Origin of the sequence: Mesorhizobium sp. M1295, assembly GCF_040318135.1 — a bacterium.
In the GTDB taxonomy this organism is placed as follows: Bacteria; Pseudomonadota; Alphaproteobacteria; order Rhizobiales; family Rhizobiaceae; genus Mesorhizobium.
Genome location: NZ_JAMYLU010000004.1, coordinates 165,783 through 186,211, shown reverse-complemented (window position 1 = coordinate 186,211; position 20,429 = coordinate 165,783). Strand labels below are relative to the sequence as shown.

The following is a 20,429-nucleotide window of genomic DNA, read 5'->3' as shown; positions in this document are numbered from 1 at the left end:
GGATGGACGGTTCGATTTGAACGTGTCCCGACTCTAGCTGAAACGGCTCCCGATCAGCCGGCTCCACTGCTCGCCCGCAAGACCGTTCAGGAAGACTTGCGAGTTCTTCATGGCGTCCAACAGCTCTGGATCACGTGAATGCACCACCGTTGAGGCAACGGTCAGGAAAGCGATGCGTCGTCCAAGCATCGCCTCCAGAAGTGCAGGTTGAACACGTCCGCGCAGGCCGCTGACGCCGCGCGCGGCGGCATGATCGATAAGGCAGTCTATCACCGAGCCCGCCTGGCCGGGGAGGGCGAGGATCTGCAGCACGCGACCAATTTGATACTTCCGTGCGTAATAGGCGAAAGCGCCGACATTGTTGCCGACTGGCGATGTCACGCAACCGAAGACAAGCTCGCCTAAATCCGGCTTCTGTGCCGCATCGGTCAGGATGTGGTCGAGTTGGCCTTCCGTCCAATCCGGGCGCAGGGCGAATTGAGCGGTAAACGGCTCGATGAGCTTGGCAAATGTGTGGCTGTCGATTTCGGATATCCGAAATGCTCCGTGGCCTGCCCCTTCCACCGCCACACCTGACCAGCGTCGTTCGCTGGGCGTCATCCTCCTGCAATAAAATCGGTCGACGGCACGCGCCAACGGATTGAGCATTCGGGCAAGCGTCAGGCGATTGGCGGAAAGGCTGAGCATGAAGGCCGCGGGGCGCATCACGCGGACCCAGTCAAGGCTGTATTGCGGCAGGACCGCGCCGCGCAGCCGGGTCCACAATTTCACGGAGATATCGTTGGCCGTCTCGCTGAAGGAGATGTCCTGCGGACCATCAAGGTATGCTTTCAGCAAGCGGGCGCCGGCCAGCGGATCGTGCTCATGGTCCTCGACCATGAGCGAGCTACAGATGGCGGCGCGTAGTTGTCGGCCGTTGAACGTCATCGGCAGCACGTGGACACCGACAAATCCGGAGACGCGACCGGCGTCGTTGACATGGACAAGCGACCGGAGGTCGCCGCCGCAACCGGGCGCATCCAGATAAAACCGTCTCATGTATTCGACGAGAGAGGCCGGCGCTTTCGTCCCTTCCTTCAGCAGCACGCGCTGAAACATGTCCGCGACTGCCGGGAGGTCGGCGCCTTGCAAGGCGCGAATGATGCTCAAGCCCGGCTCCCGGCACCGAAGTCCCGTCCGCCGAGCTTCCGGGCCAAGGCGACACGAGGCACGAGAACATCGGACGCGAGTTCCAACTCGACGCCCATGAAGCCGTGCAACCTCGACCAGTTGCGGTCGCCCCGGTGACTGAACGGAGTGCTGAATTGCTGCGGCAAGGTGGACCCTTTGCTTGACCGACGAAAACCGGCGTCATTGCTGCTAGCAGATTCAGGTAAACCGATATTAAAGTCGTTGCTTTGAATGGTAGCGAACCAGGTTGTCCGGCCTCATACCTGGACATCAGTAATTTTGGTTCCCGGCGGACTCTACACGACCAGCGGCATGAGTTGCGTGCTCCGCGTCGAACCGTTTCGGCTGGCCAAAGTTTCGTGTGGCGGCTCTTGACTGGGGGCGCGGGCGTAATACGGTGAGACAAATACCGGCTCTGGCCGCCGGGCGGCAAGAATGCCTCGTATGCCTCGCCTTGCGGCGGTGGCTGCGGGGCATTGTCATTTTGAGGCTTTGCTTGAAACGGCATATCGAGATCGGCATTCTCTATTCGCGGTCCGGCAACTACCGGCTGGTGTCCGAATCCTGCCGTGCGGGCGCGATGAACGCCATCGCCGACGTCAACGCCGATCCCGTTGTCCCCTTCGAATTCATCCCGGTCGAGCGCGACCCGCAGGGCAACATCGATCGGTATGCAAGCGGCTGCGCGGACATTCTCGCCAACAGCGGCGCGCGTCACATCATTGGCTGCGTCACCTCGTGGAGCCGCAAGGAGGTCATTCCAATCCTGGAAAGGGCAGGCGGCACGCTGTGGTATGCCTGCCCGTACGAGGGCTTCGAAGCCAATGAGCATGTCGTCTACACCCACGCCTGCCCCAATCAGCATCTGGTACCGCTACTTGCCTATGTCGTGCCTCGTTTCGGCGCCGACGGCTTCCTGCTCGGTTCCAACTACATCTGGGGTTGGGAGACCAACCGTGTGGCGCGCGACCTGATTGCGGACGCCGGCGGCAAGGTGCTGGGCGAACGCTATCTGCCGCTTGGCGAGGTCGATGTTGCGAGGCTGATCGCGGAGGTACAGGCGACGAGACCTGATTTCATTCTGAACAATCTCATCGGCCCTTCTTCCTATGCGTTTATCGCCGCCTATGCCGAGCTTGGCCGGCGCGACCCGCATTTCAGGCCGGAGCGTTGCCCGATCCTGTCCTGCAATCTCACGGAATGCGAATTGCCGGCGCTCAACGGGGCAGGGGATGGTCATCTTTCCGTTGGGCCCTATTTTCACGACACCTCGGGGGCGGATCGCGGAGCGGCTTCAGTGTCTTCCGTCATGCCTGCCTCATCCTTCGAGGCGGCGGCTTATGCCTCGGTGCGCACGCTCGCCGAGATCCTCACCCGCAACCCCGGTGCACAATGGACGGACCTGCCCAAGGTCTTTGCCGGAACATCATTTCGAACACCGCTGGGCGACATCGCCATCGATCCGCAAACCCAGCACGCTACCTTGCCGGTGCAGATCGGACGTATCGATGGGACATCGTTCAAAACGGTCACGCTGACGAAGGGCGTGGCACCCGATCCCTACCTTTCCCGCTATGACCGGACGGAGACGTTCGGGCGGCCACGCCTGCGGGTGGTGTCGTGAGCAAGATGGCGCGTATCCCGAACCTTGGAGGCGCCAGGGCTTTTGTCCTGCATCGTCCACATCCGACCGTGCAGGCGATCACAAGGCAATTGTCGGCCATCGGCCTTGAGGCGATTGGCTTCTGGCCGGAACTGCCGGCCGAAGCCTTGGCGGCGGACTTCGTTTTCTTCGACGTAGACCTCGGCTTTGACGAGCAATTTCCGTGGAAGCCGGGCGAGGCACCGATGCCGCTGATAGCGCTGATCGGCTCCGAGGCGCCGGGGCGTGTCGAATGGGCACTGTCGCACAAGGCCGATGCCCAATTGCTGAAACCGGTCGGCAACGCCGGCGTCTATAGCGCGCTTTTGATCGCAAGGCAGAGTTTCGAGGCGCGCAAGCTTCTGGCCAGCGAGATCGCCTCGCTTCGTCAGCGGGTCGCGGAGCGCCAGACCATCGTACGCGCGGTGGAGGTCTTGTCGAAGGGCGCCGAGGACGGCCGTGCCTATGCGCAGCTTCGCTCGCTGGCGATGAGCTGGCAAATCAGCGTCGAGGACGCCGCGCGCAGGATCGTGGCGATGACACAAGAAGAAGGCGACGATGACCAATCCGATCGCGCCTGAGCTTTCAGCCGCGGGGCGTATGCCAGCCAAGCCTCGCGCCGGCGTCTGGCGACGTCTGCTAAAACGGCCTCTCGCATTGCTCGGCCTCGGGATTATTGCCCTTGTCTTGGCCGGCGCCATTCTTGCACCGTGGCTGACAGGCTACGATCCGAACGAGCAGATGTTTGACGGGCTCACGCTTGAAGGCGCGCCACTGCCGCCGGGAGCCCAATTCTGGCTAGGCACCGACCTGCTTGGCCGCGACCTGCTGACCCGTCTTCTCTTCGGCGCGCGCACGTCGCTGATCATCGGCATCGTCGCCAATGGCGTGGCGCTTCTGATCGGCACGCTGGTCGGCATCACGGCCGGCTATTTCCGCGGCTGGATCGGCAGCGCGCTTATGCGCTTCACCGATTTGATGATGGCTTTCCCGGCGCTGCTGCTCGCCATCTGCCTGGCGGCGGTGCTCCAGCCGAGCCTGTGGATCGTCGCTATGGTGATCGCATTGGTGAACTGGGTGCAGACCGCCCGCGTCATCTACACCGAGACAAGTTCGCTCGCCGAGCGCGAGTTCATCGATGCCGAGCGCACCATCGGCGCAAGCGCCCCACGCATCCTGTTTCGTCATATCCTGCCGCACCTTTTGCCGACGATCATCGTCTGGGGCACGCTCGGCATCTCGACCACTGTGCTTCTGGAAGCGACGCTCAGCTATCTCGGTATCGGCGTGCAACCGCCGACTGCTTCCTGGGGCAACATCATCTTCGAAAACCAGACCTATTTCCAGGCAGCGCCCTGGCTGGTTTTCTTTCCGGGTGCGGCGATCCTGGCGCTGGCGTTGGCCTTTAACCTGGTCGGCGATGCGCTGCGCGACATCCTCGATCCGACGCAAAGGGGGCGGGCATGATCGCCTATCTCGGCCGCCGCGTTGTCCAGGCCGTGCTCATCTTGCTCGGCGTCTCTCTGATCACCTTTGCGCTGCTCTATCTGCTGCCCGCCGATCCCGTCCGCCAGATCGCCGGCCGCAGCGCCACGCCCGAGACGGTCGAGAACATCCGCCGGCAGCTCGGCCTCGACCAGCCCTTTGTCGTCCAGTATTGGCACTATCTGATCAGCCTGCTCAGCGGCGATCTGGGGCGCTCCTACATTCAGCGCTCGGAGGTCACGGAGCTTATCGTCTCGCGTCTGCCGGCAAGCCTGCTGCTGATGGTCGGCGCCATTGCTTGCGAAGTCGTGATCGGGCTGACGATGGGCCTCATCGCCGCCGTCAAGCGTGGCACCGCCACCGACCAGTCGCTGATGGTCGCCTCCTTCGTCGGCGTTTCGGCGCCGCAATTCGTCGTGGGCCTGCTGCTGCTTTATGTATTCGCGGTGCGGCTCGGCTGGTTCCCGATCGGCGGTTACGGCACCTGGCGCCATCTGGTGCTGCCATCGCTGACCATGGGAATTCTCGGCGCAGGCTGGTACGCCCGCATGATGCGCTCGTCGATGATCGACGTGCTGCGCCAGGATTACGTGCGTACCGCGCGTGCCAAGGGTCTTGCACGCAGCGCCATTATCTTCCGGCACGCGCTGCCCAACGCCATCCTGCCGGTCATTGCCATGATCGGCATCGACATCGGCATCTTCATGGGCGGCATCGTGGTTGTCGAAAGCGTGTTCGGCTGGCCAGGCATCGGCCAGCTAGCCTGGCAGGCCATTCAGCGCATCGACATTCCGATCATCATGGGGGTCACCCTGGTTTCGGCCTTTGCCATCGTGCTCGGCAATCTCCTGGCCGACACTGTCGCACCGTTCATCGATCCACGCATCAAGCTCAGATGAAAACCAAGAACACCAGAGAAAGGGAACATGACATGAGAAAATATCTGATATCGACCGTGGCGGCATCGGCGCTTGCGCTGGTGCTTGGCATGACGAGCGTACGCGCCGAAGACGCCGTCGATCCGAATGCCAAGCAGGGCGGCGCGATCACCATTACCTACAAGGACGACGTCGCTACGCTCGATCCGGCCATCGGCTATGACTGGCAGAACTGGTCGATGATCAAGAGCCTGTTCGACGGGCTGATGGACTACGAGCCGGGCACCACCAACCTGCGGCCCGACCTTGCCGAGAGCTACGAGATTGCGCCCGACGGCAAGACCTTCACCTTCAAGCTGCGCCAAGGAGTGAAGTTCCACAATGGCCGTGAGATGACCGCCGACGACGTGAAATATTCGCTCGACCGGGTCACCAATCCAAAGACACAGAGCCCTGGTGCCGGCTTCTTCGGGTCGATCAAAGGCTATGACGATGTCGCTGCCGGCAAGGCGGAAAGCCTGGCCGGCATAACCGTCGTCGATCCCTACACGATCAAGTTCGAGCTGACCCGGCCCGACGCCACCTTCCTGCATGTCATGGCGATCAACTTCTCGCATGTCGTGCCGAAGGAAGAGGTCGAAAAATACGGCGCGGACTTCGGCAAACATCCGGTCGGCACCGGCGCCTTCAAGCTCGCGGAATGGACGCTCGGCCAGCGCGTGGTCTTCGAGCGTAACCCGGATTACTGGCACAAGGGCCTGCCGCATCTCGACAAGATCACCTTTGAGATCGGTCAGGAGCCGATCGTGGCGCTGCTGCGGCTCCAGAAAGGCGAGATCGACGTTCCCGGCGACGGCATTCCGCCGGCGAAATTCCAGGAGGTGATGGCCGATCCCGAGCAGAAGGCCCGTGTCGTCGAGGGCGGCCAGTTGCACACCGGCTATATCACCATGAATACCACCATGGCGCCGTTCGACAATCTGAAGGTGCGGCAGGCGGTCAACATGGCGATCAACAAGGACCGCATCGTCCAGCTGATCAACAACCGTGCGGTGCCGGCCAATCAGCCATTGCCGCCGTCGATGCCTGGCTACGACAAAGAATTCAAGGGCTATCCCTATGACGTAGCCAAGGCCAAGGCCTTGCTTGCCGAGGCGGGGCATCCCGGTGGTTTTGACACGCAGCTGTTTGCAATGAATACCGATCCCAACCCGCGTATCGCGCAGGCCATCCAGCAGGATCTGGCGGCGGTCGGCATTAAGGCCAGCATCCAGTCGCTCGCGCAGGCCAACGTCATCGCCGCCGGCGGCGACAAGGCCGGTGCGCCGATGATCTGGTCCGGCGGCATGGCCTGGATCGCCGACTTCCCCGATCCGTCGAACTTCTACGGCCCGATCCTCGGCTGCGCTGGTGCCGTCCCGGGCGGCTGGAACTGGTCGTGGTATTGCAACAAGGAGCTCGACGCCAAGGCGGCCGAAGCCGACTCGATCGTCGACCCGGCCAAGGCTGGCGAACGCGCCAAGATGTGGAGCGAGATCTACGGCAAGATCATGGACGACGCGCCCTGGGCACCGGTGTTCAACGAGCAGCGTTTCACCATGAAATCAACCCGCATGGGTGGCGCGGACAACCTCTATGTCGACCCGGTCCACATCCCGATCAACTACGACAATGTGTATGTGACCGATGTGCAATAACTGCGACTACACCATCCACGGGCGCCACCATCATTTCGGCTGGGACAATTCCTTTGTCCCGGCCGAACGGGTGGCGCCAGGGTCGACGATCGAGTTCCAGTGCCTGGACTCGTCCGGCGGGCAGCTGACGATGGAGAGCACCGTTGACGACGTTGCTTTGCTCGATTTTGCCAAGGTGAACCCGGTCACTGGGCCAATCTATGTCGACGGGGCAGAGCCCGGCGATGCCCTGAAAATCACCATCGAGGCGTTCAAGCCGTCCGGCTTCGGTTGGACAGCGAATATCCCGGGATTCGGTCTGTTGGCGGATGACTTCACTCAACCGGCACTGAATATCTGGAAGTACGACGCCGCCTCGCTCGAACCCGCGCTGTTCGGCAAGAGCGGCCGGGTGCCGCTCAAGCCCTTCGCCGGCACCATCGGCAATGCCCCGGCTGAGCCGGGTCTGCATTCGGTGGTCCCGCCGCGGCGCGTGGGCGGCAATATGGACATCCGTGATCTCGCTGCCGGCACGGTGCTCTACCTGCCCGTAGAGGTCGCGGGAGCGTTGTTCTCGGTCGGTGACACGCACGCCGCGCAAGGCGACGGCGAGGTCTGCGGCACGGCGATCGAGAGCCCCATGGACGCCGTGCTGACGCTCGATCTGGTCAAGGATGCCCGGCTGCGGACGCCGCGTTTCACGACGCCCGGTCCGGTGTCGCGACATCTCGACGCCAAGGGCTATGAGGTGACAACCGGTATCGGGCCGGATCTGATGGACGGCGCCAGGAGCGCCGTCTCGCAGATGATCGACCTGCTCTCCGGCCGCTACCGCATGGATCCGGTAGACGCCTATATGCTCGTGTCGGTTTGCGGCGACCTGCGCATCAGCGAGATCGTCGACATGCCCAACTGGGTGGTTTCTTTCTACTTCCCCCGCTGCGTCTTTGAATGAAGGTGGAGGACATCAAACGATCCGGGCAGGCCGCCGCGGAGAGTGGCTCTGTCAGGCCGGTACTCAGCGTCTCAGGTCTGAGCGTCGCCGTGCGCGGCGAAGAGGGCGACCGCGACGTCGTTTCCGACCTGACATTCGACCTGATGCGCGGCGAAACGCTTTGCATCGCCGGCGAGTCCGGTTCCGGCAAGTCGATGACGGCGCTGGCCATCATGGGCTTGCTGCCGCAGCCGGCGGCACGCATCAGATCAGGCTCCATCCGGCTCGGCGATCAGGATCTCGCGGCTCTTAGCGAGAGTGGTATGCGCCGCATCCGCGGCGACCGCATTGCCATGATCTTTCAGGAACCGATGACATCGCTCAATCCGGTTCTTTCCATCGGCCGGCAGCTCACGGAGGCGATCGAGGCACACGCCTCGCTGTCGCGCTCCAACTCGCGGCTGAGGGCGCTCGAGGCGCTGAAGGCAGTCCGAATTCCGGATGCCGAACGGCGGCTCGAGCACTATCCGCACGAACTCTCAGGCGGCATGCGCCAGCGTGTGATGATTGCCATGGCTCTGGCCCTGAACCCGGATGTGCTGATCGCCGATGAACCGACGACCGCCCTCGACGTCACCGTTCAGGGCGAGGTGCTGGAGTTGCTGCGTGACCTGCAGCGCGAGCACGGCACCAGCGTTATCCTGATCACGCACGACATGGGTGTCGTCGCCGAGATGGCGGACCGCGTTATCATCATGCGCGATGGCCGGATGGTCGAGCAGGGCAGCGCGACCGACATCTTCACCCGCCCGCAGGCAGATTATACGCGCGAGCTTCTGGCCGCCGTGCCACGCATCGGCGGTGGACGGCCGGCCGAAGACCGACAAGACGCCGCCCACATGCCGGCCGAGCTTGTATCCGTCAGCGATCTTCACGTCCGCTTCGACCTGCGCGGCGGCTTCTTCGGTCGCGTTGACCGCAGGGTGCACGCGGTCGAGGGCGTCAGTTTCTCGATCGCGCCGCACGAAACGCTGTCGCTGGTCGGCGAATCGGGCTGCGGCAAGTCGACGACGGCCAAGGCGATCGCCGGGCTGGTGCCCTACACCGGCAGCATTTCAATCGGCAGCCACGACTTGTCGGCGCTCAGCCGCAAGGAGCGCAAGGCTGTACGCCGCAATGTGCAGATGATCTTTCAGGATCCCTTCGCGTCCCTCGACCCGCGCATGCGAGTAGGCGATCTCGTCGCCGAGCCTCTGCTGATCCACGGCCTCGGCGACAAAGAGCAACGGCACGCCCAGATCGCCGCACTGTTCGAACGCGTCGGCCTCTCCGCTGACCAGATGGAGCGCTATCCCCACGAATTCTCCGGCGGGCAGCGCCAGCGAATCTGCGTTGCACGGGCGCTGGCGCTGCGACCAAAGCTGATCATTGCCGACGAGAGCGTCTCTGCTCTCGATGTGTCGGTGCAGGCGCGCGTGTTAAGATTGCTGAAGGAACTGCAGCGCGAATTCGGCGTCGCATATCTCTTCATCTCGCACGACATGGCGGTGGTAGAGAACATCTCCGATCGCGTGGCGGTAATGTATCTGGGGCAGATCGTCGAGATGGGCACCCGCGACCAGATCTTCTCCAACCCGCGCCATCCTTACACAAAGCGGCTGATCGAAGCCGTTCCGGTTCCCGATCCAGGCCGGCGCCGCGCCCGGTTCGCCCGTTTGGACAGCGAAATTCCAAGCGCTGTGCGGCGCATCGGTGACGAGCCCCGGAAACTCAAGCTTGAAGATGTTGGCGACGGCCACCTCGTCGCCACTTGATCAGCTTAGGCCGCCTCGTCCAGCCAATCCGCAGACGCTCGGGGACAGCAGCATATGTGATGCTCGGGCGGCAGGATGTGATCGGTGATGGCGCTGCCGCGGCAGCGCCAATCGGCGATGCCGAGTTGGCAAGATCGCCAGTTTACATCTGACATGTTAGCGTGCTAACGCTACGTGCACATTGATTTCAACGGAGATCGCATTGGCTTCCCGCTTTGGTCTTTCGGTTGCCTTAGCCACACCCTTCGACCCGTCGGGGCAGATAGCGCTCGCGCCGATGATCGCGCACGCCCGAGCCTGCCTTGGCGCCGGCTGCAGCAGCGCGACGCTGTTCGGCACCACCGGGGAAGGAGCCTCGGTGGGCACCGACGAGCGGCGGATCGTCACCGAAGCCATGTTGGCGGCCGGTATACCGGCACATCAGCTCGTCGCCGGCGTGCTGGTCGATGCAATCGAAGATGCCGCCGATCAGGCTCGGCACGCTTTGCAGCGCGGCGTTCGCAACATTCTGCTCGCTCCGCCGAGCTACTTCAAGAATGTCGGCGAGAACGGGCTGTTCGGATGGTTTTCCGCCGTCTTCGCCGCACTCGGCCCGCTGGCGCGTGATGTGCTCCTCTATAACATCCCCTCTGTCACCATGGTGCCGCTCCCGCTTGGGCTGATCGGCCGGTTGCGCGCCGCCTTTCCCGCTGTGGTGGCCGGGGTGAAGGATTCCGGCGGGGACTGGAGCTACAGTGAGGCGCTGCTTGAAGCGCATGGCGATCTGGTGATCCTGATCGGCGACGAACGGCATCTGGCGAGAAGCGTGCGCCGCGGCGGACAGGGTGCGATTTCCGGCATGGCTAATTTTGTTACCGGCGAAATCCTCGCAATGGTCGAAGACGGCCGCGACGACCCACGCGTCGAGGACTTCGTGCTCGAATTGCTCAAATACCCGGTCACACCGGCGGTGAAGGTCATGGTCGCGCGCACGACCGGCGACGAGCGCTGGCTGGCGGTCCGCCCGCCCCTGGAGGCGATCGGCCCACAAGGACGGCGGCAGCTTGCCGCGGCCTACGACAGGCTGTTTGCGACAGAGGCGGCCTGACCGACAAGGCCGGGCTGGCCGACAAGGAAGCGAGCTGAAGTGGAAGACGGCAGCGAACCGATCACTCTCCGGGAGAAAGCCTATGCCAGCTTCACGCGGCATTTGCTGGCCCGTGATCTGCGGCCGGGGCAGTTCGTGTCACAGCGCGAACTGGTCGCTTTCACCGGGCTGCCGCTGGGCGCTATTCGCGAGATCGTCCCGCGTCTCGAGGCCGAGGGATTGCTGACCACCATCCCGCAGCGCGGCATGCAAATCGCGCACATCGACATCAATCTGATCCGCGAGGCCTTTCAGTTTCGGCTATTCATGGAACGCGAGGCGGTGGCGCTATTCACGGCCAGCGCTTCAGATGCCGAACTTGCCCGCATGCGGCGCGAACACGAGGAGATGCTGGCTCAAGCTCTGGGGCAGGCGCCGACGCCGGAAATGGAAGCCAAGGCCCAGACCATCGACTGGGCCATGCACGATACCTTTATCAATGCGCTGGGCAACGAGATCATCGCCAAGGCCTATCTGGTCAACTCGGTGAAAATCCGGCTGATCCACCAGGAGCGTTTCCGCATCGACGGTCGCGTGGTGCCGGTGATGCGCGAACATTTGGCGGTCATCGAAGCCATGGAGAGCCGCAATTCGCAAAAGGCGGTTGAAGCGATCAGTCTGCATATCGACAATGCGCGCCGGCTGGCGCTCCAGATCTGAGGAAATATAGCCGCGCCGCGGTTCGCGGCGCATCCACAACGACAGCAACCGGGAGGAAGAAATGTCGTCCAATCTGTTCAACCCAACCAGGAGGCAACTCCTTGCCGGAACCGCGGCGCTCACCGCCGCCGGCCTTGTGGGGCTCCGCCCTAGCTTTGCCGCAGGCGTCGACTGGAAACGCTTTGCCGGGACGACGCTTGACGTCAATCTGGTGAAAAGCCCGCGCAGCGACACCATCCTGAAATATCTCGCCGAGTTCGAGGAACTGACCGGCATCAAGGTCAATGCCGAGGCCACGCCCGAGCAGCAGCAGCGCCAGAAGACGGTGATCGAATTGAGCTCGGGCAAGCCCAGCTTCGACGTCGTGCATCTGAGCTACCACGTGCAAAAGCGCCAGTTCGAGAAAGGTGGCTGGCTGGCTGACATCGCCGGCTACCTCGCCGACCCGTCGCTCACCGACCCGGGGTTGGTCGAAAGCGACTTCGCCGAGGCCGGCATGCTGTTTGCCAAGGACGGCCAGGGCGTGCTGCGCTCGCTACCCTTCTCGGTGGACTACTGGATACTCTATTGGAACAAGGAGCTGTTCGAGGCCAAGGGCCTCAAATATCCCGAGACCTTCGAGCAACTGGTGGCCGCCGCCGAAGCGCTGACCGACCCGTCGACCAATACATACGGCTTCGTCGCCCGCGGGCTCAAGAACGCAAATACGCCGGTGTGGACATCGCTGATGCTCGGCTACGACATGACGCCGCTCGACGACAAGGGCAAGCTGCGCACCGAGGCTCCCGAGGCGATCGAGGCTGCCGCGCTCTATCAAAGATTGATGACCAAGTCCGCCCCTCCGGGCGTCACCGGGTTCAATTGGGCCGAAGCACAGTCTGCCTTCCTGCAAGGCAAGATCGGCATGTGGCTCGACGGCGTGGGTTTTGCCCCGCCGATGGAAAACCCGGAAAAATCGAGGGTGGTCGGCAAGGTCGGCTACGGCGTCATGCCCAAGGGTCCCAAGGCGCATGCCTCGGGCACCTTTGGCGACGGGATTGGCGTTACCGCCGCCAGCGAGAAGAAGGAGGCCGCCTATCTGTTCTGCCAGTGGGCGGTATCGCCAGCCATGGGCGCGAGGCTGTTGCAGGCCGGCGCCGGCGTTCCGTTCCGCAAATCCGTGCTGGAGGATCCCAAGGTGCGCGAAGGCGTCACTATGCCGGCAAGCTGGCTTGATGCCGTGATCGGCTCAGGCAATATCAGCCGGCTGGCGCTGCCGGTCATCATTCCCGTCACCGAATTCCGCGACATCTATGGCGTGGCGCTGACCAACATGATTGCCGGCGCCGATCCCGCCGCCGAGCTGAAGAAGGCCACCGAGCAGTTCCAGCCGGTTCTCGACAGGAGCGAGCAGGGCTGATGTCGGCCACCACCCCAGAACAGACCGGGGTGACGATGCCGGTTATCGACGGGAGCCAGACGATCCGGCTGGCTCCCAACTACTGGCCTTTCGTTGTCCCCGCACTCGTCGTCGTTGGCGCCGTCATCGTTTTTCCTTGGGCTTTCACGCTGTGGATGAGCGTCAACCGCTGGACGCTCGGCCAGTCGCGGAGCTTTGCCGGGATGGAAAACTACCTCCGCCTGGCAAGCGACCCACGTTTCTGGGAATCCCTTGTTCATACGTTGACCTACACCTTCCTCTCGGTTGCAGCGCCGATGCTCCTGGGCACCCTGGCCGCCCTGATCTTCGACGCCAGGTTTCCGCTGCGCGGTCTGCTGCGCGGCGTCTTCGTCATGCCGATGATGGCGACGCCCGTTGCTGTGGCACTGGTTTGGACCATGATGTTCCATCCTCAGCTCGGCGTACTCAACTACTTGCTGTCGCTGGTCGGCATCCCGGCTCAGGAATGGATATTCAATGCCAACACGGTCATCCCGTCGCTGGTTGCGGTCGAGACCTGGCAGTGGACGCCGCTGGTCATGCTGATTGTGCTGGGTGGGCTGGCTTCGGTGCCGCGCGAGCCCTTCGAAAGCGCCGAGATCGACGGCGCCAATGCCTGGCAGCAATTCCGCTATCTCACTTTGCCGATGATCGCACCGTTCCTGATGATCGCGGTCATCATCCGCACCATCGATGCGCTGAAGAGCTTCGACATCATCTACGCGATGACCCAGGGCGGGCCGGGCACGGCCTCGGAAACCATCAACATCTATCTCTACAACACCGCCTTCTCCTACTACGATATCGGTTACGGTTCGGCCATGGCCGTGGTGTTCTTCATTGTCATCGTGGCCCTGTCTTTTGTCCTGCTGATGCTGCGCCAACGCTCGCAGTGGATCGATACGGAGGGCAAATAGATGAGTTCACGGCTGCTCAACCAGATCGGTCTGTTTTTCGCTGCCCTGGTTTTCGTCTCGCCGGCGATCCTGTTCTTCCTCTGGATGATCTCGCTGTCGCTGAAGTTCGAAATCGACAACGGTGCCTATCCGCCGATCCTGATCCCCGAACGTTTCGCCTGGTCGAACTATGTAAAGGTGTTCGAGGAGAACGATTTCCTGCTCTATCTCTGGAATTCGGTTCTGGTGACCGGCACGGCGACCTTGCTGGCGCTGCTGATCGGCGTACCGGCCGGCTATGGCATCGCGCGGCTCAAGGCCGAGCGATCCGCCGTCGTCATCATGATCGCCCGCATGACGCCTGGGCTATCCTATCTCATCCCGCTGTTTCTGCTGTTCCAATGGATCGGGATTCTCGGCACGCTCTGGCCGCAGATCATCATCCACCTGGTGGTGACGGTGCCGATCGTGGTCTGGGTGATGATCGGCTATTTCGAGACCACGCCGATGGAACTGGAAGAGGCAGCCAATATCGACGGCGCCAGCTCCTGGCAGGTTTTCCGGCTGGTTGCCCTGCCCATCGCCAAGCCGGGCATCGTCGTCGCCTTCATCCTGTCCGTGATCTTCTCGTGGAACAATTTCGTCTTCGGCGTGGTGCTCGCCAGCCGGGAGACGCGCACATTGCCGGTCGCCGTCTACAACATGCTGTCCTACGAGCAGGTCAGCTGGGGGCCGCTCGCCGCGGCGGCGCTGGTGGTGACGCTGCCGGTGCTGATCCTGACCATGTTCGCGCAAAGGCAGATCGTCGCGGGGTTGACCGCCGGCGCCGTCAAGGGCGGCTGAGGCGCGTCCGGACATCACTTTTTTTCCAGGAAAGATCCAATGGCATCGGTAACGATCAACAACGTGCAGAAGGCCTTCGGGGCCACCAAGATTATTCACGACGTCAGTGTCGATATCGCCGACGGCGAGTTCGTCATCCTGGTCGGCCCGTCGGGATGCGGAAAGTCGACGCTGCTGCGCATGATTGCCGGACTTGAAACGATCTCGGGCGGGAGGATCGCAATCGGCGAGCGCATGGTCAACAATCTGCGGGCGCGAGACCGGAACATCGCGATGGTGTTCCAGAACTATGCGCTCTATCCGCATATGACTGTGGCCGACAATATGGGCTTTGCCCTGAAGATCAAGAAAGCCGACCCGGCCGACACCGCTGGCCGGGTCCGGAAGGCAGCCGGCATTCTTGGCCTGGAAAAGCTGCTTGACCGCTATCCGCGCCAGCTTTCCGGCGGCCAACGCCAGCGCGTCGCCATGGGCCGCGCGATCGTACGCGACCCGCAGGTTTTTCTGTTCGACGAGCCGCTCTCCAACCTCGACGCCAAGTTGCGCGTCCAGATGCGCGGCGAGATCAAGGCCCTGCACCAGCGGCTGGGTACCACGACGATCTATGTCACGCACGACCAGATCGAGGCCATGACCATGGCCGACAAGATCGTCGTGCTGCATGACGGCCTGGTCGAGCAGATCGGCGCGCCGCTTGACCTCTACGACCATCCCGCCAATCTCTTCGTTGCCGGTTTCATCGGCTCGCCCGCGATGAACTTCATCGCCGGCCGCATCGAGGAGGGCGTGTTCCGCAGCGCCGGCGGGTTGATCCTGCCGTTGCCCGAAGGCGCCCAGCCGGCGGATGCCGCAGGACGCGAACTCGTCTACGGCATCCGCCCCGAACATATCCGCGCAACTGCCGGGGGAATGCCAGGCACGGTCACGCTTCTGGAAGCCACAGGTTCGGAAATCTTCGCCAAGGTCGACTGCGCCGGCGAGGAAATTTCCTGCCTTTTCCGCGAACGGCTTCCGCTCAAGCAGGGCGCGCCGGTGCGGATCGAGATCGACCGCGCATGTGCGCATCTGTTCGACGCAGCAACCGGTCGGCGCATCTGACCCTATGGTCTGGTGAATGCGTGGTCGGCCTCAGGTCGGCAACGCGAATTCAACGGCAAGTTCGATGGCGCGGCCTTCGCGGGCCGATCTCTGGGCGGCGAGACCCATGACGACGGCCCACCAGCCGTCTTGCAAGGTCACTTCCACTTTGCCTTGTCCGCGCACCGCAGCGGTGAAGCGGACATGCTCGAAATAGGTCGAACCGTTATGGTCGCCTGCCTCGAGCAGCCGGGGGTCGACGGGAATCTCCAGCAGGCGTGGTCCAGGCAGATTGCGCGGGCTGACGATCAACTGGGGCACTGGCGCAGGGCCAAGGTGGGTCGGCCAGAAGCGACCGGGACCCGGCACCAGACATTCGATCTTTCCGTCGCCGCCGACAGCGCAGAGTTCGTCCTGGTAGCGGCTGCCCTCGGCGAACATGCAGAGTTCCAGCATGGCGCGCGCACCGCTCGCGAAATCAACCAGCACATAGCCATGGTCAAGGATATCCGGCCTCTCACCGCCGTAGCGTTCGTCGAGATGGTTTACGGCCTGTCCAGCGCTCGCCATCACGCGGACGGGGTCGGATCCGAGGATCAGCCGCATCAGGTCGAAGAAGTGGCAGCACTTCTCGACGAACGTGCCGCCGGTGTTGCGGTTGAAGCGGTTCCAGTCGCCGACCTTGGCCAGAAACGGGAAACGGTGCTCGCGGACCGTCAGCATGCGGATGCCGCCGGTGGCGTGGCGCGCCTGCTCGATGAATGCGGCGACGGGCGGCATATAGCGGTATTCCATGGCCACCCACACGAGCGGAAGCCGAGCTTTCAGCGCCGCGATCCGCCCCTCGCCAGCGGCGTCGGTGAAGAGCGGCTTTTCCACCAGCACCGGCAGTGGTCGAAGTGCGGCGATCTGCTCCATCTGACCGAGGTGCTGGTGGTTGGGGCTGGCAATCAAGACGCAGTCTACCTCGTCCATGGCCAGCAGTTTGGCGATCGATGCCGCCGATCGCGCGCCCGACGCCGTCGCCAGCGACGCCGCCAACATGCCGGGGTCCGGCTCGAAGATCGCGGCCACATGCGCGTCGGGCAACAGAGCGATGTTGCGGATGTGCTCGCGGCCCATCATGCCGCAGCCGATGATGCCGTAGCCGATCGATGATCTGGTCACGCTGCGACTTCCTCCGGCCTATCTGAAACGCGTGACGTAGCGCGCCGCGCCCGGATCGAACCAGCTGCGGGAATATTCCGCGCTGGCGCCGTCGCCAGCCCAGGCGATACGTTCAATGAAACCCACGACCGTCCCCGGCGATGGCCTGAACTCGAGCGGGGCCCAGTCCGGCGCAGGCGCGACGGCGACGTGGTCTTCGGCGCGAACGATCGAAAAGCCGAGCGCGAGCCGGTAGTGGAGATAGAGGGATTCCGACAGGTCCTCGCGCTTGAGCCGCTCGGCGCGGCTGACGTCGAGCCAGATCTCCTCGACCGCGGCCGGCTCGCCGTCAAGCCGCCGCAGCCGGCGTATACGGTGGGCTTCGCCGGTGCTGCCGAATTGCGGCAGGTCGGCGGGCTTGGGCAGCCGCTCGACGGACAGCACGTCGGCGCTCGGCAGGCCGCCACCGCCGATGCGCTCCAGGCGAAAGAAGGCATAGATCCCGAGCAAGTCGCCGCGCGCTCGCACATAGTTACCCGAGCCCTGGATGCGATCGAGAAGGCCCTTTTCGGTCAAATCTGCCAGCGCGCGCCTGAGCGTGCCGACGGCAATCCCGAGGCTCGCGGCCATCTCGCGCTCGGGCGGCAGCCGCGCCCCGTCGGGCAGCCGTCCGGCCGCGATTTCGCGGATCAGCATTTCGCTGGTCTGCAAGTGCACAGGCAAGGGCCCGCGCATCTGGCTGGATCGGTGGCCTGGGTCCGCCCTTGTCAAATGCATCGGTGTTCCAATCGCATCTCGGTTTCGGGTTTGGCTCCAAAATTGATACAGTATTGATCTACACAGAAACGAATGCTACGCAAGCCCTATTCGCAGCTCCGGACGTCATTGAGTGGCCCGGACGTCTTTTCTGAAGAGTGGCAATGAGCATCGTCCCAATCACCTCGCCGGATCTCGATGCTGCCGAAGTCTCGTGGTTCGCCGCACTCTGCTCGGACGACTATCGATATCTCGGCGTGCCGGACGGCGCACTGCGCTCGGGCTGGGCGCATTGCTCCGAGATCGTGAAGACGTCCGAGGCACTCGGTTTCCGCAACATCTTGTGTCCGTCGTCCTATCAGGTCGGCCAGGACACGCTGAGCTTCGTTGCCGGCTGCGCGCCGATCACGTCGAAGATCAATCTGCTTGCCGCTGTGCGCTGCGGCGAGATGCAGCCGATCATGCTGGCGCGCACGATTGCGACGCTGGACCACATGCTGGAAGGCCGGCTGACGGTGAACGTCATTTCGTCGGACTTTCCGGGCGAGACAGCCGACAGCGCCTACCGCTATCAGCGTTCCCGCGAGGTGGTGCAGATCCTGCGCCAGGCCTGGACCAGGGACAGCATCGATTTCGAGGGCGAGGTCTATCGCTACAAAGGGCTCTCGACGGCGCCGGCGAAGCCCTATCAGCAGAATGGCGGCCCGCTGCTCTATTTCGGCGGTTATTCGCCCGACGCGCTCGAGCTTTGCGCCGAACAGTGCGACGTCTACCTGATGTGGCCGGAAACCAAGGAGGAGCTTGCCGGCCGCATGAGAGCAGTCCACGAGCGCGCCGAGCGTCATGGGCGGACGCTCGACTACGGCCTGCGCGTCCACATGATCGTGCGCGATACCGAGGCAGAGGCAAAGGAATATGCCCGGGAGCTGGTTTCGAGGCTGGACGACGAGCAGGGCAGGGCGATCCGCGAGCGCGCGCTCGACGCCCGATCGCTCGGCGTATCGCACCAGGCCAGGAACCGCCAGATCGCCGATGCCGAAGGCTATGTCGAGCCGCATCTGTGGACGGGGGTCGGGCGGGCGCGCTCTGGCTGCGGCGCGGCGCTGGTGGGCTCGACCGATCAGGTTCTGTCGGAAATCGAGGCGTATATGAAGATGGGGATGCGCGCCTTCATCTTTTCCGGCTACCCCCATCTCGACGAGGCGCGTCATTTCGGCACCAAGGTCCTGCCCCAGCTCAAGACATGCTCGCTCCCGCACGCCTATGGCCGGGTGCCCGAACGGATCCCGGCGACACCACTGGGAACGGGGGAGCGCCGCTGATGGAGCATGTCGTGTGCGATCCAGGCCTTTTGCGCAATGCCTTCGGGCGTTTCGCCACCGGCGTCACGGTCGTCACCACCGGCACGGCCGACGGCCCGGTCGCAATCACCGCCAACAGCTTCTCATCCGTGTCGCTCGACCCGCCGCTGGTGCTCTGGTCTATCGGCCGCCACTCGCGCCGGTTCGAAGCCTTCGCCAATTCCGCGCACTACGCCATTCACGTGCTGGCGGAAGATCAAATCGATCTGTGCTGGCGTTTTTCGAAGTCGGGGACGGACTTTGCCGATCTTGACCTGTCATGGAGCGAGCACGGCGTGCCATTGCTGCCGCGCGCGCTGGCGCGGTTCGAATGCAGCGTCGCCGACCGCTTTCCGGCTGGCGACCATATGATCCTGCTTGGACGTGTCCTTGAACTGGAGACGCAAGAGGGGTTGCCGTTGCTCTTTGCTGGCGGCAAGTCGCGCGCTCAAGAGGCCAGTTGATGACCGCCGGCGCCGCTCCGGGCTGGTGCCGTCGACTGGCGCACCACGAGATTGCAGGCAAGTTCGACGCGACGCGGCGGCGACCCCGAATGGGCCATGTCGTCGAGCAACAGGCTAAGCGCCGCCGATCCGATCTCGCGCATGGGAATGTGCATCGCCGTCAGCGGCGGATTGCAGAAGGCAGCGAGCGGCAAGTCGTCCATACCGACCACGGACACATCGCCAGGCACCGAATATCCGGCCTCCTGGACGCCGGCGATGGCACCAAACGCCAGGCTGTCGCCGGCCGTCAGCACGGCGGTGAAATCGAGGCCGCGGGCCGCGATGCGCTCGGTCACGGCCCTGCTCGCAAGTTCCGGCAGCCAGTCCTGCACCTCGACCACGAAGTCGTCGAAGCCGACAATGCCGGCCGTGATCAGCGCGTCGCGCCAACCTTCGTAGCGCCGCTCGATCGTGCGCCGCCCACGCCGCATCAGGAACAGGATGCGGCGGTGGCCGAGGCCGATCAGATGCTGCGCGGCAAGCATGGCGGCAGAGCGATTGCAGGGCGTCACGCTCGAATGGCGCATAGAGGGATCGTCGCCGTTGACGAGCACGATCGGCTTGGCGAATCCGGCTGTCAGCGTCAGCACATCGTCATCGTCCAGTGTCAGAAACAGGCAGCCGGCGACGGTGTCGTCGCGCTCGGATTCACGCAGCAGCGCGATTTCGTCCTCGGGCGCCGAAACCGGCCGGGTCACCAGTTCGACGCCCAGCAACCGGGCGCGCTCGTTGAGCCCATCAAGGACATGGTAGGTGAACTGATTGCGGGCACTGTCCACCATTGCCACGCTGCTTGCGGCCAGGATGACCTTGCGGCCGGCAACCGAGGCGGGAATGGCATAGTTCATCGACTTCGCCGTTTCGATGATCCTGGTGCGAAGCTCGTCCCTCACGCCGCCGACACCGCTCAGCGCACGGGAGGCGGTGCTGACCGACACGCCGCAACGCGCCGCGATCTCCTCAAGTCGAATGCGGCGGCTGGGGCGCCCGCGCTTGCCCTGGATATTCATCCGCTCCGTCATCTCCGCCAAGTCACCCGATTAATGCAAAAAATTTTCAG

At 63.4% G+C, this 20,429-nt stretch carries 19 protein-coding genes; 15 read left to right on the top strand and 4 right to left on the bottom strand.

The genetic code is table 11. From position 1 onward, the window contains the following. Positions 1-33: 33 nt before the first annotated feature. A complete protein-coding gene (locus tag NKH29_RS08260; RefSeq protein ID WP_352483695.1) occupies positions 34-1,149 on the bottom strand; it encodes a hypothetical protein in 1,116 nt (371 codons plus the stop codon). A 517-nt stretch (positions 1,150-1,666) separates the two neighbouring features. Between NKH29_RS08260 and NKH29_RS08255 the strand changes: the two genes are divergently transcribed. The 13 genes from NKH29_RS08255 to NKH29_RS08195 all read left to right on the top strand — a co-directional run bounded on the left by NKH29_RS08255 (position 1,667) and on the right by NKH29_RS08195 (position 15,642). Then, the gene (locus tag NKH29_RS08255; RefSeq protein WP_023716954.1) at positions 1,667-2,794 is read left to right on the top strand and encodes a transporter substrate-binding protein; all 1,128 of its coding nucleotides are present in this window, start codon (positions 1,667-1,669) and stop codon (positions 2,792-2,794) included. After that, complete coding sequence (locus tag NKH29_RS08250) at positions 2,791-3,393, top strand: ANTAR domain-containing response regulator (protein ID WP_023716955.1); 603 nt, start codon at positions 2,791-2,793, stop codon at positions 3,391-3,393. Before NKH29_RS08255 ends, NKH29_RS08250 begins: the two co-directional genes overlap by 4 nt. A 19-nt stretch (positions 3,394-3,412) precedes the next feature. Beyond that, positions 3,413-4,279, top strand: a complete 867-nt coding sequence (locus tag NKH29_RS08245) for an ABC transporter permease (RefSeq protein WP_352716749.1) — start codon at positions 3,413-3,415, stop codon at positions 4,277-4,279. Next, positions 4,276-5,196 carry an ABC transporter permease gene (locus NKH29_RS08240; protein WP_352483693.1) on the top strand — a complete coding sequence of 307 codons (921 nt, stop codon included), beginning with the start codon at positions 4,276-4,278 and terminating at the stop codon, positions 5,194-5,196. The genes NKH29_RS08245 and NKH29_RS08240 overlap by 4 nt, the downstream gene beginning before the upstream one ends. Positions 5,197-5,228: 32 nt before the next feature. Beyond that, positions 5,229-6,872, top strand: a complete 1,644-nt coding sequence (locus NKH29_RS08235; RefSeq protein WP_352999362.1) for an ABC transporter substrate-binding protein — start codon at positions 5,229-5,231, stop codon at positions 6,870-6,872. Next, the gene (locus NKH29_RS08230; protein WP_023716959.1) at positions 6,862-7,806 is read left to right on the top strand and encodes an acetamidase/formamidase family protein; all 945 of its coding nucleotides are present in this window, start codon (positions 6,862-6,864) and stop codon (positions 7,804-7,806) included. Before NKH29_RS08235 ends, NKH29_RS08230 begins: the two co-directional genes overlap by 11 nt. Continuing rightward, entirely contained in the window at positions 7,803-9,599 is a 1,797-nt protein-coding gene (locus NKH29_RS08225; protein ID WP_023716960.1) for an ABC transporter ATP-binding protein, read from the top strand. The genes NKH29_RS08230 and NKH29_RS08225 overlap by 4 nt, the downstream gene beginning before the upstream one ends. A 202-nt stretch (positions 9,600-9,801) precedes the next feature. Beyond that, positions 9,802-10,686, top strand: a complete 885-nt coding sequence (locus NKH29_RS08220) for a dihydrodipicolinate synthase family protein (RefSeq protein ID WP_023716962.1) — start codon at positions 9,802-9,804, stop codon at positions 10,684-10,686. Positions 10,687-10,725: 39 nt separating this feature from the next. After that, positions 10,726-11,385 carry a GntR family transcriptional regulator gene (locus NKH29_RS08215; protein ID WP_023716963.1) on the top strand — a complete coding sequence of 220 codons (660 nt, stop codon included), beginning with the start codon at positions 10,726-10,728 and terminating at the stop codon, positions 11,383-11,385. 61 nt (positions 11,386-11,446) lie between these two features. Further along, positions 11,447-12,784 (top strand): extracellular solute-binding protein, encoded by a 1,338-nt coding sequence (locus NKH29_RS08210; RefSeq protein WP_023716964.1) that lies wholly within the window; start codon positions 11,447-11,449, stop codon positions 12,782-12,784. Positions 12,785-12,819: 35 nt separating this feature from the next. Further along, positions 12,820-13,722, top strand: a complete 903-nt coding sequence (locus NKH29_RS08205) for a carbohydrate ABC transporter permease (RefSeq protein ID WP_245274609.1) — start codon at positions 12,820-12,822, stop codon at positions 13,720-13,722. Further along, positions 13,723-14,544, top strand: a complete 822-nt coding sequence (locus NKH29_RS08200; RefSeq protein WP_352999361.1) for a carbohydrate ABC transporter permease — start codon at positions 13,723-13,725, stop codon at positions 14,542-14,544. Between the two features lie 39 nt (positions 14,545-14,583). Next, on the top strand, positions 14,584-15,642 hold the full coding sequence (locus NKH29_RS08195) for an ABC transporter ATP-binding protein (RefSeq protein WP_352937170.1): 1,059 nt from the start codon (positions 14,584-14,586) through the stop codon (positions 15,640-15,642). Positions 15,643-15,672: 30 nt separating this feature from the next. Here the strand turns inward: NKH29_RS08195 and NKH29_RS08190 are convergent, their stop codons facing one another. Both NKH29_RS08190 and NKH29_RS08185 read right to left on the bottom strand, forming a co-directional pair. Beyond that, the gene (locus tag NKH29_RS08190; RefSeq protein ID WP_502911230.1) at positions 15,673-16,746 is read right to left on the bottom strand and encodes a Gfo/Idh/MocA family protein; all 1,074 of its coding nucleotides are present in this window, start codon (positions 16,744-16,746) and stop codon (positions 15,673-15,675) included. 60 nt (positions 16,747-16,806) lie between these two features. Then, positions 16,807-17,463, bottom strand: a complete 657-nt coding sequence (locus NKH29_RS08185; protein WP_352589045.1) for a GntR family transcriptional regulator — start codon at positions 17,461-17,463, stop codon at positions 16,807-16,809. Positions 17,464-17,687: 224 nt separating this feature from the next. Here NKH29_RS08185 and NKH29_RS08180 point away from each other — a divergent pair, with 224 nt between their 5' ends. After that, complete coding sequence (locus tag NKH29_RS08180; protein ID WP_352999359.1) at positions 17,688-18,845, top strand: LLM class flavin-dependent oxidoreductase; 1,158 nt, start codon at positions 17,688-17,690, stop codon at positions 18,843-18,845. After that, positions 18,845-19,327: a flavin reductase family protein gene (locus NKH29_RS08175; RefSeq protein WP_023716969.1), complete on the top strand. Its 483-nt coding sequence runs from the start codon at positions 18,845-18,847 to the stop codon at positions 19,325-19,327. The genes NKH29_RS08180 and NKH29_RS08175 overlap by 1 nt, the downstream gene beginning before the upstream one ends. On the opposite strand, the gene NKH29_RS08170 is transcribed toward NKH29_RS08175, so the two are convergent. Further along, positions 19,312-20,379, bottom strand: coding sequence for a LacI family DNA-binding transcriptional regulator (locus tag NKH29_RS08170; RefSeq protein WP_352494369.1), 1,068 nt, complete (start codon positions 20,377-20,379; stop codon positions 19,312-19,314). The genes NKH29_RS08175 and NKH29_RS08170 overlap by 16 nt on opposite strands. Positions 20,380-20,429 lie beyond the last annotated feature (50 nt).

What these genes read in the sequence shown, in the direction of transcription:
- NKH29_RS08245 (WP_352716749.1), top strand. Translation starts at nt 3,413, where the DNA reads ATGCCAGCCAAGCCTCGCGCCGGCGTCTGGCGACGTCTGCTAAAACGG.
- NKH29_RS08240 (WP_352483693.1), top strand. Translation starts at nt 4,276, where the DNA reads ATGATCGCCTATCTCGGCCGCCGCGTTGTCCAGGCCGTGCTCATCTTG.
- NKH29_RS08235 (WP_352999362.1), top strand. Translation starts at nt 5,229, where the DNA reads ATGAGAAAATATCTGATATCGACCGTGGCGGCATCGGCGCTTGCGCTG.
- NKH29_RS08230 (WP_023716959.1), top strand. Translation starts at nt 6,862, where the DNA reads ATGTGCAATAACTGCGACTACACCATCCACGGGCGCCACCATCATTTC.
- NKH29_RS08225 (WP_023716960.1), top strand. Translation starts at nt 7,803, where the DNA reads ATGAAGGTGGAGGACATCAAACGATCCGGGCAGGCCGCCGCGGAGAGT.
- NKH29_RS08210 (WP_023716964.1), top strand. Translation starts at nt 11,447, where the DNA reads ATGTCGTCCAATCTGTTCAACCCAACCAGGAGGCAACTCCTTGCCGGA.
- NKH29_RS08205 (WP_245274609.1), top strand. Translation starts at nt 12,820, where the DNA reads ATGCCGGTTATCGACGGGAGCCAGACGATCCGGCTGGCTCCCAACTAC.
- NKH29_RS08200 (WP_352999361.1), top strand. Translation starts at nt 13,723, where the DNA reads ATGAGTTCACGGCTGCTCAACCAGATCGGTCTGTTTTTCGCTGCCCTG.
- NKH29_RS08195 (WP_352937170.1), top strand. Translation starts at nt 14,584, where the DNA reads ATGGCATCGGTAACGATCAACAACGTGCAGAAGGCCTTCGGGGCCACC.
- NKH29_RS08190 (WP_502911230.1), bottom strand. Translation starts at nt 16,746, where the DNA reads ATGATGGGCCGCGAGCACATCCGCAACATCGCTCTGTTGCCCGACGCG.
- NKH29_RS08185 (WP_352589045.1), bottom strand. Translation starts at nt 17,463, where the DNA reads ATGCTGATCCGCGAAATCGCGGCCGGACGGCTGCCCGACGGGGCGCGG.
- NKH29_RS08180 (WP_352999359.1), top strand. Translation starts at nt 17,688, where the DNA reads ATGAGCATCGTCCCAATCACCTCGCCGGATCTCGATGCTGCCGAAGTC.
- NKH29_RS08175 (WP_023716969.1), top strand. Translation starts at nt 18,845, where the DNA reads ATGGAGCATGTCGTGTGCGATCCAGGCCTTTTGCGCAATGCCTTCGGG.
- NKH29_RS08170 (WP_352494369.1), bottom strand. Translation starts at nt 20,379, where the DNA reads ATGAATATCCAGGGCAAGCGCGGGCGCCCCAGCCGCCGCATTCGACTT.